Source organism: Streptomyces solicavernae, from assembly GCF_029968095.1.
GTDB lineage: Bacteria > Actinomycetota > Actinomycetes > Streptomycetales > Streptomycetaceae > Streptomyces > Streptomyces solicavernae.
In genome coordinates, this window is record NZ_JASCIR010000001.1 from 376,643 (window position 1) to 393,774 (window position 17,132).

General features: G+C 73.4%; 17 protein-coding genes and 1 pseudogene. 10 read left to right on the forward strand and 8 right to left on the reverse strand.

Annotation, left to right across the window (positions count from 1 at the left end; translation table 11 throughout):
- The first annotated feature begins 71 nt into the window (after window positions 1–71).
- On the forward strand, window positions 72–302 hold the full coding sequence (locus tag QIS99_RS01755) for a hypothetical protein (protein ID WP_282509598.1): 231 nt from the start codon (window positions 72–74) through the stop codon (window positions 300–302).
- 30 nt (window positions 303–332) lie between these two features.
- On the opposite strand, the gene QIS99_RS01760 is transcribed toward QIS99_RS01755, so the two are convergent.
- Together QIS99_RS01760 and QIS99_RS01765 are read right to left on the reverse strand one after the other, a co-directional pair.
- A complete protein-coding gene (locus QIS99_RS01760) occupies window positions 333–503 on the reverse strand; it encodes a hypothetical protein (RefSeq protein WP_408909460.1) in 171 nt (56 codons plus the stop codon).
- A 46-nt stretch (window positions 504–549) separates the two neighbouring features.
- A pseudogene (locus QIS99_RS01765) lies at window positions 550–630 on the reverse strand (MerR family DNA-binding transcriptional regulator); the annotation flags it as partial.
- A 511-nt stretch (window positions 631–1,141) separates the two neighbouring features.
- Here QIS99_RS01765 and QIS99_RS01770 point away from each other — a divergent pair.
- From QIS99_RS01770 to rbsD, 4 genes are read left to right on the forward strand one after another with little or no spacing between them, the layout of a single operon-like run.
- On the forward strand, window positions 1,142–2,182 hold the full coding sequence (locus QIS99_RS01770) for a LacI family DNA-binding transcriptional regulator (RefSeq protein ID WP_282509600.1): 1,041 nt from the start codon (window positions 1,142–1,144) through the stop codon (window positions 2,180–2,182).
- Window positions 2,179–3,762: a sugar ABC transporter ATP-binding protein gene (locus QIS99_RS01775; RefSeq protein WP_282509602.1), complete on the forward strand. Its 1,584-nt coding sequence runs from the start codon at window positions 2,179–2,181 to the stop codon at window positions 3,760–3,762. Before QIS99_RS01770 ends, QIS99_RS01775 begins: the two co-directional genes overlap by 4 nt.
- Entirely contained in the window at window positions 3,752–5,716 is a 1,965-nt protein-coding gene (locus tag QIS99_RS01780; protein WP_282509604.1) for an ABC transporter permease/substrate-binding protein, read from the forward strand. The genes QIS99_RS01775 and QIS99_RS01780 overlap by 11 nt, the downstream gene beginning before the upstream one ends.
- Window positions 5,713–6,102: a D-ribose pyranase gene (rbsD, locus tag QIS99_RS01785; RefSeq protein WP_282509606.1), complete on the forward strand. Its 390-nt coding sequence runs from the start codon at window positions 5,713–5,715 to the stop codon at window positions 6,100–6,102. The genes QIS99_RS01780 and rbsD overlap by 4 nt, the downstream gene beginning before the upstream one ends.
- Before the next feature lie 82 nt (window positions 6,103–6,184).
- Here rbsD and QIS99_RS01790 read toward each other — a convergent pair whose 3' ends face one another.
- On the reverse strand, window positions 6,185–6,910 hold the full coding sequence (locus tag QIS99_RS01790; RefSeq protein ID WP_282509902.1) for a cupin domain-containing protein: 726 nt from the start codon (window positions 6,908–6,910) through the stop codon (window positions 6,185–6,187).
- A 356-nt stretch (window positions 6,911–7,266) separates the two neighbouring features.
- Between QIS99_RS01790 and QIS99_RS01795 the strand changes: the two genes are divergently transcribed.
- Window positions 7,267–8,532 carry a hypothetical protein gene (locus QIS99_RS01795; protein ID WP_282509608.1) on the forward strand — a complete coding sequence of 422 codons (1,266 nt, stop codon included), beginning with the start codon at window positions 7,267–7,269 and terminating at the stop codon, window positions 8,530–8,532.
- Between the two features lie 156 nt (window positions 8,533–8,688).
- Window positions 8,689–9,357, forward strand: coding sequence for a maltokinase N-terminal cap-like domain-containing protein (locus QIS99_RS01800; RefSeq protein WP_282509610.1), 669 nt, complete (start codon window positions 8,689–8,691; stop codon window positions 9,355–9,357).
- Window positions 9,358–9,493: 136 nt separating this feature from the next.
- Here QIS99_RS01800 and QIS99_RS01805 read toward each other — a convergent pair whose 3' ends face one another.
- Window positions 9,494–10,324, reverse strand: a complete 831-nt coding sequence (locus tag QIS99_RS01805) for a LysR family transcriptional regulator substrate-binding protein (protein ID WP_282509612.1) — start codon at window positions 10,322–10,324, stop codon at window positions 9,494–9,496.
- Window positions 10,325–10,407: 83 nt separating this feature from the next.
- Between QIS99_RS01805 and QIS99_RS01810 the strand changes: the two genes are divergently transcribed.
- Window positions 10,408–10,812: a DUF5997 family protein gene (locus QIS99_RS01810; protein ID WP_282509614.1), complete on the forward strand. Its 405-nt coding sequence runs from the start codon at window positions 10,408–10,410 to the stop codon at window positions 10,810–10,812.
- 102 nt (window positions 10,813–10,914) lie between these two features.
- On the opposite strand, the gene QIS99_RS01815 is transcribed toward QIS99_RS01810, so the two are convergent.
- Together QIS99_RS01815 and QIS99_RS01820 are read right to left on the reverse strand one after the other, a co-directional pair.
- Window positions 10,915–11,490, reverse strand: a complete 576-nt coding sequence (locus tag QIS99_RS01815; RefSeq protein ID WP_349017261.1) for a DUF4232 domain-containing protein — start codon at window positions 11,488–11,490, stop codon at window positions 10,915–10,917.
- A gap of 121 nt (window positions 11,491–11,611) precedes the next feature.
- On the reverse strand, window positions 11,612–12,721 hold the full coding sequence (locus QIS99_RS01820) for a glutathione S-transferase family protein (RefSeq protein ID WP_282509616.1): 1,110 nt from the start codon (window positions 12,719–12,721) through the stop codon (window positions 11,612–11,614).
- A gap of 232 nt (window positions 12,722–12,953) precedes the next feature.
- Here QIS99_RS01820 and QIS99_RS01825 point away from each other — a divergent pair, with 232 nt between their 5' ends.
- Window positions 12,954–13,469 carry a hypothetical protein gene (locus QIS99_RS01825; RefSeq protein WP_282509618.1) on the forward strand — a complete coding sequence of 172 codons (516 nt, stop codon included), beginning with the start codon at window positions 12,954–12,956 and terminating at the stop codon, window positions 13,467–13,469.
- A 129-nt stretch (window positions 13,470–13,598) separates the two neighbouring features.
- On the forward strand, window positions 13,599–14,435 hold the full coding sequence (locus tag QIS99_RS01830) for a DUF4097 family beta strand repeat-containing protein (RefSeq protein ID WP_282509620.1): 837 nt from the start codon (window positions 13,599–13,601) through the stop codon (window positions 14,433–14,435).
- Between the two features lie 37 nt (window positions 14,436–14,472).
- Here the strand turns inward: QIS99_RS01830 and QIS99_RS01835 are convergent, their stop codons facing one another.
- Complete coding sequence (locus QIS99_RS01835; protein ID WP_282509622.1) at window positions 14,473–15,429, reverse strand: TauD/TfdA dioxygenase family protein; 957 nt, start codon at window positions 15,427–15,429, stop codon at window positions 14,473–14,475.
- 364 nt (window positions 15,430–15,793) lie between these two features.
- Window positions 15,794–17,107 carry a DUF1266 domain-containing protein gene (locus tag QIS99_RS01840; protein ID WP_282509624.1) on the reverse strand — a complete coding sequence of 438 codons (1,314 nt, stop codon included), beginning with the start codon at window positions 17,105–17,107 and terminating at the stop codon, window positions 15,794–15,796.
- Window positions 17,108–17,132 lie beyond the last annotated feature (25 nt).

Consider the following 17,132-nt stretch of genomic DNA (forward strand, 5'->3'; position numbering starts at 1 on the left):
TAGTGATCGCGCCCGTTGTCAGTGGTGCACGCAAGACTGGGGAGTCCGACGCTCAGAGGAGGAGACGGACGATGACGGACCTGGAACTTGCGGCAGTGCAGGCGTACGTGAGGCTCGTGAGGGGGGTGCGCGCGACGCTCGACGACACGTCGCACCCCACAGGCGCGCCACCCCTCCTCCACGAACCCATGGCCGAGACCGACCGCGCCCTGCGGGCAGCGGGCATGGCCGGCAACGAAGCGCGACTGTTCCAACTGGTCGCGGAACGGATGGAGGAGAGCGGGGTTCGGCTGGGGGCCTGAGGGAGGGTGAGAAGTCGGCGGGGCGGCGGTTCAGCCAACGAGGAGGCGGAGGCCGAACTCCGCCGCGTCGAGGGCGAGGAGGTCGCCGTCGCGCTCGGCCCACCGGCCCGGGGAAGGGTCCTCGCGAAGCCCGTCCACCGCCCGCCGCTGGACCTCCGGCCCGACGGTACGGTCCGCGCATCCGCGCCGCGAGTGGCGCATGCGCGGTGTCCGGCACCGCCGGACCGGATGCGGCGGGGGTGCGCGTGGACGGCTGCACGAGGCCGATCTCGTCGCAGTGATGCAGCGTACGAACGGTCACCCGAGCCAATTCGGCCAGGCGCCCCACGATCAGGTGCTCCTACTCCTCCATGCCACGGACTATGCGGCCTGACGTAACGTCGGGGTCAATCACGCCTCGCGGGTGGGCAGTTGAGGACAGAGGGGATGCCAATCCAGCCGGTCCGGCGCCGGGACGAGGCCGCAGGCCGGTCATCCAGCCGGTCCGGCGCCTGAGGACAAGGCCGCAGGCCAAAGATCAGCCCGTCCGGCACTTGAGGACGAGGCCGCAGGCCGATGGGGGTCCGGGGGCGCAGCCCCAGGCCGGGTCCGGGGGCGCAGCCCCAGCCGGGGTCCGGGGCGCAGCCCCAGCCGGGGTCCGGGGCGCAGCCCCGGGAACCGAGCCCCGTACGACGGTGCGGAACGGTCGACCCAAGCCCCCGCACCACCCACATCACGATTGAATCTCGCTCCCCCGCACCCCCTTGCCCCACCCCCGTGTAATCGTTTCCAATCCTCCGTGTAATCGATTCCACGGAGCCACGAAGAGGTGGCCCCGAGCGCGAAGAGGTGATCCCGGGATGGCGGGCATCAAGGATGTCGCGGCCGCGGCGGGCGTGTCCGTCGCCACGGTCTCGCGCGTGCTCAACGCGCACCCCTCCGTCAGCGCGGACGCCCACGCGCGGGTGCTCGCCGCCGTGGACCGGCTCGGGTACCGCCCGAACGCCGTCGCCCGCTCCCTGCGCACCGCCCAGACCCGCACCCTCGGCCTGATCATCAGCGACGTGATGAACCCGTACTTCACCGAGCTGGCCCGCTCCGTCGAGGAGCAGGCACGAGCCCTCGGGTACAGCGTGATCATCGGCAACGCCGACGAATCCCCGCGGCTCCAGGACGACCACGTGCGCACCCTGCTCGACCGCCGCATCGACGGCCTGCTCGTCTCCCCCACCGACGGCGGCTCCCCCCAGCTGCTCGACGCGGCGCGGGCCGGCACGCCGACCGTGTTCGTGGACCGCTGGATTCCGGGCGTGGACGTGCCGGTCGTACGGGCCGACGGCCGCGCCGCCGTCCGTGACCTGGTCGCCCACCTGCACGGTCTCGGCCACCGCAGGCTCGCCATCATCGCGGGCCCGGCCGCCACCACGACCGGCAGCGAGCGCGTCGACGCGTTCCGCGCGGCGCTCGGCGAGTACGGGCTCGAACTGCCCGAGGAGTACGTGGGCCAGGGCGACTTCCAGGCGGAGAGCGGACGCCGCGTCACCGAGGCGTTCCTCGCGCTGCCCGAACCGCCCGAAGTGGTCTTCGCCGCCGACAACTTGATGGCCCTGGGCGCACTCGACGCGATCCGGGCCCGCGGGCTGCACCTACCCGATGACATCGCGCTTGCCGCGTTCGACGACATCCCGTGGTTCGTGCACACCGACCCGCCAGTCACGGCGATCGCGCAGCCCACCGGCGAGCTCGGCCGCGCCGCCGTGCGTGCGCTCGCCGCCCTGATCGAGGGCCGCCCCGCGCGGTCCGTGACGCTGCCCGCGCGGCTCGTCGTACGCCGCTCCTGCGGCGCACCGGCCACCGCGGCGGCACATCCGTCCCGTCCCCGACCGAGGAGCAACCCGTGAGTCATCCGGACGAGTTGCTGCGTATCGAAGGGATACGCAAGACCTTTCCCGGCGTCGTAGCGCTCGACTCCGTCGACTTCGACCTGCGCCGCGGTGAGGTGCATGTGCTGCTCGGCGAGAACGGGGCCGGCAAGAGCACGCTGATCAAGATGCTGTCGGGCGCGTACCGGCCGGACAGCGGCCGCATCCTCGCCGACGGGCGTGACGTGCGCATCCACGGCGCGCAGGACGCGGAGGCGCTCGGGATCGCCACGATCTACCAGGAGTTCAACCTGGTGCCCGATCTGACGGTCGCCGAGAACATCTTCCTGGGCCGCCAGCCGCGCCGCTTCGGTCTGGTGGACCGGAAGAAGATGGAGGCGGACGCGGCCGGACTCCTGAAGCGGGTCGGCGTCGACGTGGCGCCGCGCGCCCGCGTGCGGGAACTGGGCATCGCCCGGCTGCAGATGGTGGAGATCGCCAAGGCGCTGAGCCTGGACGCCCGCGTCCTGATCATGGACGAGCCGACGGCCGTGCTCACCTCCGAGGAGGTGGACAAGCTGTTCGCGATCGTGCGCAGGCTCCGCGAGGACGGCGTCGGCATCGTGTTCATCACCCACCACCTGGAGGAGATCGCCGCGCTCGGCGACCGCGTCACGGTGCTGCGCGACGGCCGCAGCGTCGACCAGGTGCCCGCGTCCACGCCCGAGGACGAGCTCGTACGCCTCATGGTGGGCCGGAGCATCGAGCAGCAGTACCCACGCGAGCGTGGCCCGGTCCAGGAGGCGGACGGGGAGCGGCCGTTGCTGTCGGTCCGCGGGCTGACCCGGAACGGCGTGTTCCATGACGTCAGCTTCGAGGTGCGCGCGGGTGAGGTCGTGGGCCTCGCCGGGCTCGTCGGCGCCGGTCGTACGGAGGTGGCGCGGGCGGTGTTCGGCGCCGACCCGTACGACGGCGGCCGGGTGGACGTGCACGGCGAGCGGCTGCCCCGGCACGACGTGAACGCCGCGATGGGCGCCGGCATCGGCCTCGTACCGGAGGACCGCAAGGGCCAGGGACTCGTCCTGGACGCGTCCGTGCAGGAGAACCTGGGCCTGGTCACGCTGCGCGCGGCCACGCGCGCGGGCCTCGTGGACCTGAAGGGGCAGCGGGCCGCGGCCGTCGAAGTCGCCGGGCAGCTGGGCGTGCGGATGGCGGGGATCGACCAGCATGTGCGGACCCTGTCGGGCGGCAACCAGCAGAAGGTCGTCATCGGGAAGTGGCTGCTCGCCAAGTCCCGGGTGCTGATCCTGGACGAGCCGACGCGCGGCATCGACGTGGGCGCGAAGGTCGAGATCTACCAGCTGATCAACGAGCTGACCGCGTCCGGCCACGCCGTCCTGATGATCTCCAGCGACCTGCCGGAGGTGCTCGGCATGAGCGACCGGGTCCTGGTGATGGCGCAGGGCCGGATCGCGGGCGAGCTGAGCGCCGAAGAGGCGAGCCAGGACGCCGTGATGGCCCTGGCGGTCTCCGCCCCGCAGGCCGCCGACGTTGGCCTCATGAAGAACCACGACGACAAGAACCACGACGACGCAGTGGAGGACTCCGATGGCCGCTGACACGCTCCAGAGCAAGACGGGCGCGGGCGGCGCCAGGACAGTCCGCCGCTTCCTGCTCGACAACGGCGCCCTGACCGCGCTGATCGTTCTGGTGGTGGCGATGTCGTCGCTCTCCGGCAACTTCCTGACCGCCCAGAACCTCCTGAACGTCGGCGTGCAGGCCGCCGTGACGGCGATCCTCGCGTTCGGTGTGACATTCGTGATCGTCGCGGCGGGCATCGACCTGTCGGTAGGTTCGGTGGCGGCCCTGTCGGCCACCGTCCTCGCCTGGACGGCCACCTCGCAGGGGGTGCCGGTGTGGATCGCGGTGCTGCTCGCCGTGGCCACGGGTATCGGCTGCGGTCTGGTGAACGGCGCGCTCGTCGCGTACGGCAAACTCCCGCCGTTCATCGCGACGTTGGCGATGCTGTCGATCGGCCGCGGTCTGTCCCTGGTCGTCTCGCAGGGCAGCCCGATCCCGTTCCCCGACTCGGTGTCCGTGCTCGGTGACACCCTCGGCGGCTGGCTGCCGGTGCCCGTGCTCGTGATGATCGCGGCGGGGCTTGTCACGGCTCTGATCCTGGGGCGTACGTTCATCGGCCGCTCGATGTACGCGATCGGCGGCAACGAGGAGGCCGCGCGGCTCTCCGGGCTGCGGGTGCCGCGGCAGAAGCTCGTGATCTACGCCCTTTCGGGTCTCTTCGCCGCCGTCGCGGGCATCGTTCTCGCCTCCCGTCTGGTCTCGGCACAGCCGCAGGCCGCGCAGGGGTACGAGCTGGACGCCATCGCGGCCGTGGTGATCGGTGGCGCGAGCCTCGCGGGCGGTGTCGGCAAGGCGTCCGGCACGCTGATCGGCGCGCTGATCCTCGCGGTGCTGCGCAACGGGCTCAACCTCCTGTCCGTGTCGGCGTTCTGGCAGCAGGTCGTGATCGGTGTCGTGATCGCCCTCGCGGTGCTCCTCGACACGGTGCGGCGCAAGGTCGGCGGCGGCTCGGGCGGTGCCGCGGGCGCGGGCGCCGGTGGTGCGAGCGGCGGTGCGGGCGGCAGGCGGGGCGCGTTCAGGCTGGCGCTCGCGGCGGTCGTGGTGGCCGCGGTGCTCGGCGCGATGTCGCTGTTCAACTCCGGTCCCGCCGGTACGACGACGAAGATCGGCATGTCCCTGTCGACGCTCAACAACCCGTTCTTCGTACAGATGAAGGAGGGCGCCCAGGCCGAGGCGGAGCGCAGGGGCGTCGAACTGACGGTCACGGACGCGCAGAACGACCCGTCCCAGCAGGCCAACCAGCTGCAGAACTTCGCCGGCGCGGGCGTGCAGTCGATCGTGGTGAACCCGGTGGACTCGGATGCCGTGGGTCCGTCCGTACGGGCCGCCAACAAGGCCGACATCCCGGTGATCGCGGCCGACCGCGGGGTCAACAAGGCGGAGACGACCACATTCGTCGCGTCCGACAACGTCGAGGGCGGCAAGCAGGCCGCCAAGGCGCTGGCGGAGAAGCTCGGCGGCAAGGGCACGGTCGTCACGCTGCAGGGCACCCCGGGTGCCTCCGCGAGCCGGGAGCGCGGCAAGGGCTTCGCCGAGGGCATCAAGGCGTACCCGGGCATCAAGGTGGTCGCCAAGCAGCCCGCGGACTTCGACCGCACCAAGGGCCTGGACGTGATGACCAACCTGATGCAGTCGCACCCCGACGTCGACGGGGTCTTCGCCGAGAACGACGAGATGGCGCTCGGCGCGGTCAAGGCGCTCGGCGCGAAGGCCGGCAAGTCGGTGACCGTGGTCGGCTTCGACGGCACGCCCGACGGGATCAAGGCGGTCGAGCAGGGCACGCTGTACGCCTCGGTCGCGCAGCAGCCCGCCGAGCTCGGGCGGATCGCGGTGATCAACGCGGTGCGCGCGGCGCAGGGCAAGGATGTGCCGGGCGAGGTGAAGGTGGCGGTCAAGGTCGTCACGGCGAAGAACGCGGGGGACTTCAAGTGAAGCGCTCAGGCATCCTGAACCGTCAACTGGCGGGCGCCCTGGCCGAGTTGGGCCACGGCGACGGGGTCCTCGTCTGCGACGCGGGCATGCCGATACCGGACGGGCCGCGCGTGGTCGACCTGTCCTTCCGGGCCGGGGTGCCGTCCTTCGCGGAGGTCCTGGACGGGCTCATCGACGAGCTGGTGATCGAGGGCGGAACGGCCGCCGACGAGGTCCGGGACGCCAACCCGGAGACGGCACGGCTGCTCGCGGGGCGCGTGCCGGGGCTGAGCCATGTGCCGCATGAGGAGCTGAAGCGGTTGACGGCGGGCGCGCGGTTGGTCGTACGGACAGGTGAGGCGCGGCCTTACGCGAACGTGCTGTTGCGGTGCGGGGTGTTCTTCTAAGGGCTCCCTTCAGATAGGGGCTCCCTTCAGGCGCCGGTGCCCGAAATGCGTCCGGGCGGGCCCGGCGCCCGTATGCGGGGCCTCAGAAGCAGTACACGTCCAAGTGCCCGCACATCCCGAACCTGCCCTGCTCCACCGGCCGTTGGGACCGCACCACCGCGTCGGCCAGATGCGACGCGTCCCCGGCGGCGAGCCGGTCGAGCTGCTCCCCCGTCGCGTCGGCGGCCGCCCGCGCACCCCGCTCCCAGCGCTCCCGCCAGTCGCCGAGCCGATGCCGTACGAGCGCGGCCGCGGCGGCGTGGAAGTCGGCGAGGGCCTGCGGGTCGCGGGCCTCGCGGAGCCTCAGATACCCGTCGACGGCCAGGTCCCGGCGGGCGCGCGCGAGCCGTGCCTGCTCCGCGCGTGGCGCGTCCGGCGGGATCGTGACGGCCGCCGCGTACGCCTCCGGGTCGGCCAGCAGGTCCGGGGGCAGCGTGAGCACGGCGTCCCCGGCCTCGGGCAGTCCGCCGTTCTGCATCAGGACGACGATGCGCAGGCCGTCCACCTCGACGAGGCGGTGGATCGTGCCGGGCGTGAACCAGGCGACGGTGCCGGGTTCGAGCGGGGTCTCCTCGTACCCGGAGGCGGTCAGGGTCTGCACGGCGCCGCGGCCGGCGGTGACGACGTACCCCTCGCTGCAGGTGAGATGCATGTGCGGGGTGCCGCCGCGGCGGCCGTCGGCGGCACCCCAGTGGTAGACGCTGAGGTGCGAGACCGCCACGGAACCGGGGAGTCCGGTGAAGGGTTCCGGCGGTCCTGCGGGCGGCAGGGGGTCCGCGAGCGCGGGGGCCGCTCGGCGTTCCGGGGACGTCGCCACGGGTCCTCCTCGGGTCCGGCGGGCGCCATGGGCACGGGCGGAAGGCGCTTGGCGCTTGGCGCTTGGCGCTTGGCGCTTGGCGCTTGGCGCTTGGGCAAGCGCTTTCTGCCTGCCTGGTGAACGTAGGCCGTGACCGGGGCACGGTCAACGGTGCGTACGGGCACCCGCACCCGGCTGCCCGCACTGTGAGCCCGCACTGTGAGACGGAGATGCGATCACCGCATGTCGTTCCCCCCTCCCCGTGCCGCCGCGCGGGCGACTGGCCCATACTGGAGCACTCACGCGCACCCACCCGACAGAACGACTCCATGCCTAAGACGAGCTCATCCGTGACCGCCGCCCCCGACACGACATGGCTGGGCCACGGGCGCCACCTCGGGCCCGAGCCCGAGAAGGACGTCCGGCGCAACCTCATCGCGCTGAAGTCGGCCGGGCTGATCGACGACTTCCTCGACCTCGCGCCCGACGACTCGTCCCCGGCCGGTGTGGGCGGCCGGGCCGGCCCGCCCGACCCCTTCGCGTCCGACGACGACGCCGCGGTCCCCGCGCCCACCGCGCGCCGCCTCTTCGAGGCCCGCTGGCGGGTCGACGACGAGGTCACGGTGCGCGCCCAGTTGACGACGTACGACGCTCCGGGGCGCAGGCGCGGCGGCTCCGCGGTGGCTGCGGTGCCGTGGGTCATCGCCGCCGAGGCGGAGCGCCCGTGGGACCTGGACTGGCTCTCGCCGGCCACGGTGTTCTGGCCGGACAGCGACCTCACCCTCTGGGACCACGACGTGGTGCCGGGGCCGAGGCTGCGCAGCCCGCACCGCCTGACCGCCGACGACGACAAGGACCTGCGCCGCCTCCTCAGGAACTGCACGCGCAGCAGCTGGAACATCCACGTCGTCGTGCACGAGGCGATGACGCCGGACGCCCGCGGCCTGGAGTCCCTGACCCGGCATCTGCCGCCCGGCCTGCGCCACCGCGTGGTGGAACACCGCGCGACGCCCGAGCAGTTCGACATCGTCAACTGGGCCATCAAGGACCTGCACGTCCGTGTCCCGCGCGGTGGCGCCGTCGTCCTGCCCTCGACGCCGCCGGTGCCGGGGTATGACGCGGACCGCTTCGCCGTGCGCAGCGTGTTCCTGGACGGCTCCGAGCCGGCCGAACTCGTCGAGAGGATCACGGAGTTCGCGTCCCTGCCCCGTCCGCTGACCGCCGAGGCGGAGCAGGCCGTGGAGCAACTGCGCCGCCGCTGGCACCTGTTGACGGTCGAGGAGGAGCTGGCCCGTACGCGCGAACTGGTCACGAAGTACGCCGACGCGCTGGACGCGATGACCAAGTCCCGTGACCTGTACCGGGAGGCGGCCGAGCTCGCCCAGGCGGCGCTGGCCGAACGCGGCGAGTCCGCCCCGCTGCGCGGCCACTTGTCGGTGCCCGCACCGCACGCACCGTCCGCAGCGCACGCACCGTCCGCACCACCGGCACCACCGGCACCTCCGGCACCGCGGCCCGAGGGCTCCGCCCTCACCGCCACCCTCACCAACGCCTTCGGGCGCTTCCGGGACGCTTCGCGGAAGAAGGGCGACTGAGTCATCGGCCTGGATGTCCCGCGTACCGGGGCTGTGGGACCTTCGAGGGCCCTCGCTGCGCCTGGTCAGCGACCATTCGCGCTGCGGGCTGCCGCGTGACCTCGTGGACGGGGGGCTGCTCGACGCGCGGTGAGGTGCGGGTGGTATCCATCAGGCATGGCTGTCATTCACCACACCACCGTCAAGCCCACCAAGCTCGAACTCCTCACCAACTGGCTGCCGACGCGCGCCTGGTACGCCGGTACGGGGGCTCCCGCACTCGGCAAGGCGGGCGGCTTCCGGCTCGACGATCCGGCGGGTGAGGTCGGCATCGAGTTCATGGTGGTCGCCGACACCTCGGGCTCCGCGCCCGTCGCGTACCACGTGCCGCTCACCTACCGGGGCGCGCCGCTCGACGGCGCGGAGGACGGGCTGGTCGGCACGGTCGAGCACGGTGTGCTCGGCAAGCGCTGGGTGTACGACGCGGCTCACGACCCGGTCGCCGTCGCCGAGTTGCTCGCGCTCCTGCAGGGGCGTGCGCAGGCCCAGGCGCAGAACGAGACGGACGTGCCGGACCGGTCGGTGGTGGCGCGGTACGAGGGTGCGGCGATCGGGGCGGGCATCGGTTCGCTGTCCGCGGCGGACGATGCGGAGGGTACGCGGGTCGTCGTGGAGACCGCGGACCCCGCCGCTCGCGTGGAGCTGCGGATCCACCGGGTGCTCGGGCAGCGGGAGTCCGTGGAGGGCGAGGCCCCGCAGCGGCACGTCACCGCCGACTGGAAGCCGCTTGAGGGCGGCGCCGGTGGTCGGGAGCGGTTCGTGGAGGCGTCGGTTCAGGGGCTCTGATCAAGGGCTCTGAGATCCGCGGCCTCGGGGACGGTGGACTCGGGGCGGTGGACGCGGGGGCGGTGGACGCGGGGGCGGTGGACGCGGGGGCTGTGGACGCGGGGGCTGTGGACTGGTGGCACAGCCCCCGGGAGGGCTACGACCGGCGCCGCGGCTTGCCCCGCTTGGCGCCGCTTCCGGTCCGGGGGGAGCCGCCCGCCTTGGCACCGCCCGCCTTGGCACCGCCCGCCCTGGATCCGCCGGACTTGCCGCCGGCGCGCGGGGTCTTGCCGCCGGGCTTTCCCGTCCGCGAAGAGCTGGACTTCCCCGGGGACGCCGCGCCCTTCTTCTCCGCCCTGCCCTCCTCCTGCCCGCCCCGGCGCCCGCGCGTGCTGTTCACGGTGCGGCCGCGGACGATGCCGATGAAGTCGTCCACCAGGTCGGTGGTCCGCTCCTCCGGCCAGGCGAGGGCGACCTGCGACTGCGGGACGCCGGTGATCGTCCGGTACGTGAGGTCCCTGCGGTGGTGCAGCCGGGCCAGGGACTGCGGGACGACCAGGAGGCCGATGCCGGCGGCGACCAGTTCGACGGCGTCGGCGGTCGTCGCGGGCCGCTCGAACGCGGGCTGCCCCGGCGGCTTCTCCCAGTCGAAGGGGTCGTCGAGGGGGTGCAGGACGATCTCGTCGGCGATGTCGTCCGCGGTCACCTCGTCGAAGGCGGCCGCGAGGTGGTCCTTGGGGATCACCACGACCGAGGTCTCGGTGTAGAGCGGGATGGCGCTGAAGTAGTCCCGGTCGACCGGCAGCCGCACGAGGCCCGCGTCCGCGTCGCCGTCCCTCAGCAGGCCCGCGGCCTCGGCGGCCGGGACCGCGACGAGGTTCAGGGGGACGTCGGGCAGCCGCTCGTTCCAGATCCGCACCCACTTCGCGGGGGTCGCGCCGGGGACGTAGGCGAGGCGGAACGAAGGGGGTGTTTCCGAGCCAGTCACGCCGCCAGGTTACCGGCACCGTGCCTGGTCGCCGTACCGGGCGTGGTCACGGGGAGTGCTCGGAGCTCGTTACCCTGGAACGCATGACGACGCAAGCGAACTCCCAGACGATGAAGCCCGCGACCGCGGCGAAGAAGCTGGGTGTGTACCTCCAGGCCACCCCCGCCGATTTCCAGGAGGGTGTCGTCTCCCGCGCGGAGCTGAACGCGCTGCAGGCCGACCCGCCCCAGTGGCTCCAGGAGCTGCGCCGCAACGGCCCGCACCCGCGTCCCGTGGTCGCCTCGAAGCTCGGCGTCTCCATCGCCGGTCTGGCCCGCGGCGGCGTCACGGAGCCGCTCACGACGGAGCAGATCGAGGCCCTGAAGGAGGAGTCCCCCGAGTGGCTGCAGAAGGAGCGCGCCACGCAGGCCGAGGTCCGCAAGGAGACGGTCCGCCTCAAGGAGAAGAAGGCGGAGCAGGCGCGGAAGGCCGCCGAGCAGGGCCGCTGACCGCCCGGGGCCCGAGGCTCCGCACCCGCACAAACGTCCGGGCCGGGACCGCCCCCACCGAGGGAGGCGGTCCCGGCCCGTCGTCGTACGCGCGAGGGCGGGTCAGGCCTGGAACCGGTTGGCCAGGACCTCCGCCGCCTCCGCGAAGGTCGGCTGCCACCAGGTCGTGACGGGCTCCCAGACCCTGATCTGCCCGGTGATGTCCAGGTCGTCGGCGGTGAAGCGGGCGCCGGGGTGGGCGGGGGCGCCGGCGACGGTGATGTCGTCCACGCGGCGGGTCTCGGGGTCGGCCGGGTCCTCGATCGTCCGGACCGCGGCGTGCCCGGTCTTGCCGGGGGCCAGGACGTACGGGCCGCTCTGGCCCGGCGGCACGGGCAGCGCGGGGCCGTCCAGGTCGCCGAAGACGACGGTGGGGATGCGGTCGACGGCGCACTTCTCGGCGCTCTCGTTGGTCACCCGGATGTGCAGGACGTTCGGGTACGAGCCGGTCTCGGGCTCGACGGTCGCGGCGGCCACGCGCACCTGGTTGGCGCGGCACTGCGGCGTCCCCTTGCCCCGGGCCTCGGGCGCGGCGGCCTGGCCGGCTGCCGCACCGGTGGCGGTGGCGGTGAGGAGCAGGGCCGCGGCGAGCGCGGTGGCGGCGGTGCGGGTGTGCATGGCGGTTCCCTCGCGGTTCACGGTCGGAAGGGTCAGTTCACTGGATGCGTACGGGCGTTGTCCGGTGTGACACGCGAGGGGCGCGATGAGTTGTACGTGCCGCCGGGCGGGGCCGGTGCGTGCCGCGCAGCCGTGGGCGAGCTCAGCTCCTCGTGGTTGCGGCGGGTTCGGGAGGCGTGCCGTCGCCGAAGGGGCGGCCGCCGAGGGCCTCGCGGCCGTGCGGGCTGTGCCAGGCGTCCAGGTCGGGGCCGAGGGGGACGATGCCGGTGGGGTTGATGCCGGTGTGCACCTGGTAGTAGTGCCGCTTGATGTGTTCAAAATCAACGGTGTCGCCGAAGCCGGGCGTCTGGTAGAGGTCGCGGACGTACGCCCACAGGACCGGGTCCTCGGCGATCTTGTAGCGGTTGCACTTGAAGTGGCCGTGGTAGACGGCGTCGAACCGGACGAGGGTGGTGAAGAGCCGGATGTCGGCCTCGGTGATGGTGTCGCCGACCAGGTAGCGGCGGTCGGCCAGGCGCTGCGAGACCTGTTCGAGGCGGCGGAACACGTCCCGGCAGGCCTCCTCGTACTCGCTCTGCTCGCGGGCGAACCCGGCGCGGTACACGCCGTTGTTGACGTCGCGGTAGATGCCGTCCATGACGGTGTCGATCTCGTCGCGCAGCGGCCCCGGGTAGAGGTCGGGGGCGCCGGGGCGGTGCAGGGCGGTCCACTCGGTGGCGAGGTCGAGGGTGATCCGCTGGAAGTCGTTGGTGACGAGCTTGCCGCTGGGCACGTCGACGATCGCGGGCACGCTGACCCCGCCCGGGTAGTCCCGCTCGCGCGCGTCGTACGCCTCGTGGAGGTAGCGGATGCCGAGCACCGGGTCGCGGCCGCCGGGATCGAGGGTGAAGCGCCAGCTGCGGTCGTCCTGGATGGGGTCGGCGACGGCGAGGGACAGGGCGTCCTCCAGGCCGAGGAGGCGCCGCGAGACCAGGGCGCGGCTGGCCCAGGGGCAGGCGCGGCTGACGACGAGCCGGTAGCGGCCGGGCTCGACGGGCCAGCCGTCGCGGCCGTCGGCGGTGATGCGGTCGGCGAAGTGGCTCTTGGACCGCTTGAACTTCTTGTGCCCGTACGCGGCGTTGCCGTCGGTGGCGGGGCTCCCCGCGTCCTCGGGGGCGCTTCCGGTGCGGTCGGGAGAGCCGTCGGTGGAGCCGTCTGTGGAACTGTCGGTGGAGCTGTCGGTGGAGCTGTGGGAGGCGGTGTCAGGGTTCACGGCCGGTCCTCTCCGTCGCAGGTCGCACTGCGGACTCGCGCGCCGGGCTGTCTTGCCGCCCGGCTTCCGGCCCGCTCTGCCACCATCGCGGGCACAGGCCCACCCGCGCAATCACAGCGCCCGGCCCGCACCACCCGGCCTACCGCGCGGCACGCCCGTGACCAGCCACGTCGTGCCGGTGGGCGGCCTCAGGGAACTTGTCCTGACGCCACCGTAACGCCATACTGGCGCCATGGATCTCACGCCCTACGTCGACCACCTCCGCCAAGAGCTCGCCGTCGCCGCGGAGGCGGGCGGCGAGGAGAGCCGCGCGCTGGCCGAGCGCCTTTCCGCGCCCCTGGAGTCCGCCACCCGCCTGACGCTGCTCGAAGCGCTCTCGGCGGCGATGGCCGAGGTCACCCAGGAACTCGCCCCCGGCTCCGTCGACGTACGGCTGCGCGGGCGCGAGCCCGAGTTCGTGGTGACGGCTCCGGCCGGCCCCGAGCCGTACGAGGAGCGGGCCGAGGCGCCCGCGCCCGCGGCGGCGCCGTCCGCGCCGGTGGACGGGGAGGACGGCGGCACGTCGCGCATCAACTTCCGGCTGCCCGCGCACCTCAAGGCGCGGGTCGAGGAGGCGGCCGGGCGCGAGGGGCTGTCCGTGAACGCATGGCTGGTGCGGGCGGTGGCCACGGCGATGGACCCGAACACCGCGGTGCGCTCCGCCGGGCGCGGCCGCGGTCACCAGGGGTTCACGGGCTGGGTCCGCTGACCGCCGCCCCCGCCCCTGCCTCCCCCGCAGCCTGCGCAGCCACCGCCCCACCGCCCCACAGCACCGCCTCACCGCCGCAGCCACCGCCCACCGCGCACCGCCCACCGCCACCACGAGGACAGGACGGCCATGCCGACTTTCGACACCCCGGAACCGATCGCGCTGACCCTGGAGTTCGACCTGGGCGCGGCGCGGATCGTCGCGGGCGCGCGCGCCGACACCGTGGTGGAGGTGCTGCCGCGGAACGGCGCGGACGACCACGACGTGCAGGCGGCGCAGCAGACCAAGGTGACGTTCGCGGGCGGCAGGCTGCTGGTCAGGGGCCCGCGGAAGCGGTCGCTCTTCGGCCGGCCCGGGAGCCTCGACATCACCGTCGAACTGCCCGCGGGCTCGGACCTGCGGGGCAGCTCCCCGATGGCCGACCTGGTCTGCGAAGGCCCGCTCGGGCACTGCGAGTTCAAGACCTCGCTCGGCGACCTCCAGGTGCAGCGGGCGGCGACGGTACGGCTGCGCACCAGCCACGGCGACCTCACCCTCGGCCGGGTCGACGGGGCGGCGGAGGTGACCGGCGCGGGCCGGATCGAGATCGGCCGGCTCGGCGCCGCGGCCACCGTGCGCAACGGCAACGGTGACACGACCGTCGGCGAGGCGGTGGGCGACCTGAAGGCCAACGCGGCCAACGGCCGCATCTCGGTGGACGTCGCGCACGCCGCCGTCGACGCCAAGGCGGCGAACGGGCACATCCGGGTCGGGGACGTGGCGCGCGGCCGGATCACCCTGCGGACGGCCGCCGGTGACGTGGAGGTCGGCGTCCGCGAGTCGACGGCGGCGTGGCTGGACGTGAGCACGGGCGTCGGCACGGTCCTCAACTCCCTGGGCCCGGCGGAGGGGCCGGGGGCCGCGGAGGAGACGGTGGAGGTGCGGGCGACGACGAGTGCGGGGGACATTGTGGTGCGGCGCGCCTGAGCGGTGGGCTGCAGTCCCGCGCCTGAGCCCCCTGGCGTCAGTGCGGGCGGTCCCCCGCGATGGCGACGCGCTCCGCGACCCGGCGTGCGTTCCCGTAGTCGTTCACGGCGTAGTGCTGGGTGGCGCGGTTGTCCCAGAAGGCGATGTCGCCGGCCTGCCAGCGGAAACGGACCTGGAACTCCGGGACGTGCGCCTGCTGGAAGAGCAGCCGCAGCAGTTCGTCGCTCTCGGCCCGCTCAAGGCCGTGGATGCGCGTGGTGAAGGACGTGTTGACGAACAGCATGCGGCGCCCGTTCTGCGGGTGGGTGCGCACCACGGGATGGCTCACGGGCGGGAACACGTCCTGCAGCGGGGCGAGCCGCTCGGGCCCGTAGAAGCGGCGGAAGCCCGGCAGGAAGTCGTGCTCGGCGGTGGCCCGGTCGATGCGGTCGCGCACCTCCTGCGGCAGGTTGTCGTACGCGGCCGCCATGTCCGCCCACATGGTGTCCCCGCCGCGCTCCGGCACCTCGCGCAGCTGCAGCACCGCGCCCATGGCGGGGCGGGTCCTGAAGGTGACGTCGGTGTGCCACACGTTCTCGAAGCTGGGCGGGCCGGACGCGCCCTTGTCGAAGCGGACGACGTCGTCGCTGTCGCCCGTCTCCAGGAGCGGGTTGGTCTCCAACTCGCCCCAGTTGCGGGCGAATGCGCGCTGCTGGGCGGAGTTGAGGTGCTGCCGCCGGAAGAACAGCACCTTCCATTCGAGCAGCGCCCGGTCCAGCTCCTCGCGCAGTGCGGGGGTCAGCGGCCGGGACAGGTCGACGCCGCTGATCTCGGCCCCGATCGTCGCGGACTGCGGTGCGACGTCGAAGAGTTCGTACGGTCGCTCCGCCACCCCGTCCGGCAGGCGGCGCAGCACGCGCCGGCCTTCGTAGAGGCCGTTCGGGGGGATTTGGGCCGGGCGCAGCGCGGGCGTGGCGGGGGTGGGGGCGGGGGTGGGTGTGGCGGTCGAGGTCATCGACGGGCTCCCGGTGACTGAGGGCGGGGCAGCACGTCCCGGATGCCGGGCCCTCGGGCGTAGGCGGGTACGCGGGTACGCGGGTGCGCAGGTACGCGGCTACGGGGGGCGGCGGATGGGGCGCGGTGCGTCCCGCCGGCGGTGGTGGAGACGGGTGGAGAAGGCGGCGGCGAGAGGGGCAGGGAGGGGAGAGAAACCCCTGGGGCGGGACGTTCGCTACAGGCCGCTGCGCGCACAGCCGCAGCGGTCCGGCACGGTGCCGGAGGGGGCTGCGGTACAGGTCAGGTGCGCGATCACGTCCTCATCCTGCGGTCCGGCACGCCTCCGGGTCAAGCCCGGACCGCAGCCCGCCGCCTCCGCCGCCTCACCGTCCGCGTACCGCCGCGCCCAGGAACGGCACCGTCCGCCACGGGCTGTCCGGGTCGGTGACGAGGGCGCGGTGGGCTTCGAGGACCGTCGTGTACCAGCTGCCGAACTCCCCCTCGTCGAAGTGCAGGCAGCGGCCGAGGACGTAGCCCGCGGAGAACTCCTCCCACGAGTGGTAGGCGGCGCGCGCCCCGGCGCCGGCCCGCTCGATCGCCTCGTACATCTCCGGCTCGGTCGCATAGCGCGCGCCGCGCCCCCAGCGGGCCATCTTCGAGGCGCGGCCGACGTCCCAGGCGGCGACGGTGCGCACGATGCCGCCGGGCGGGAGGAGTCCGTCGGCGCGGAAGCGGGCCTCGTACCGCATGATCTTGCCGACGAGGCCGCGGAGTTCCACGACGAACGCGTCCAACTCGGCGTCCGCGCCCGGCTGGTGGTCGCCGCCGCGGCGCCGGACGCGTTCGCGGAGGGTCGCCTCGACGGTGTCGCGCCAGGCGGCCTCCTCGACGACTCCGCGGGCCGCGGGCAGCAGCCCGTCGCGGGCGGCGAGGACGAAGTCCCAGTACCAGGGGCTGACTCGGCGGGTGAGGAGGCGTTCCTGGGTCTCCAGCCAGTCGGCGCGACTCTCCACGCCCCACGATCCGCTGAGCCGCTCGATCTCGTTGCGGAAGCCGGCGCCGTGCCAGTGCAGGGTGTTCCAGGGGTCGCCGTTGCCGTAGCAGAGGTGGGCGCCGCAGGCGAGGCCGTGCAGGAGCGGGCCGACGTCGGGGACGCCGCTGCCGCTCCGGCGGGCCAGGAGGCGGTCGCTGAAGTAGTCGGGGTCGAAGAGGTCGCAGCCCAGGTCGTACCAGGCGCCGCGCTCCTCCTCGTCGACGGCCAGCAGGAGTTGGCAGGGTGTGCCCGGGTTGACCATGAGGCACACGGCGGCGTCGGGGACGATGCGGGCGAGGCGGGCGAGGTTGGCGAACTCGAAGACGGTCCGGGGGTGCGGACGGGGCAGCAGGCCCTCGGTGTAGACGGGCACGTAGAGGCCGTCGTCGCGCTCGCGCGAGAACATCGGGAACTCGTCCTCGCCGGCCGCGTCCGCGTCCTCGCGCCACACCGGGTAGTAGACGCCCTCGGCGGCGAGTGTGCGCAGACAGGCGTACGTGTCGTCGCGGCGGGTCAGCCGGTACAGGTGCTGCTCGACGTCGCTCGGCGCGAGCCAGCGGACGCCGTCCTCCGGGTCGGGGATCTGCGGGAAGCCCTCGTCGTGGTCCACGTCCTGCACGTCGTCCACCTGTCCCTGCACTGTTCCCCCGTCGGCCGTGTGCATGCCGTTCCCCCTCCGTGTCGATCTT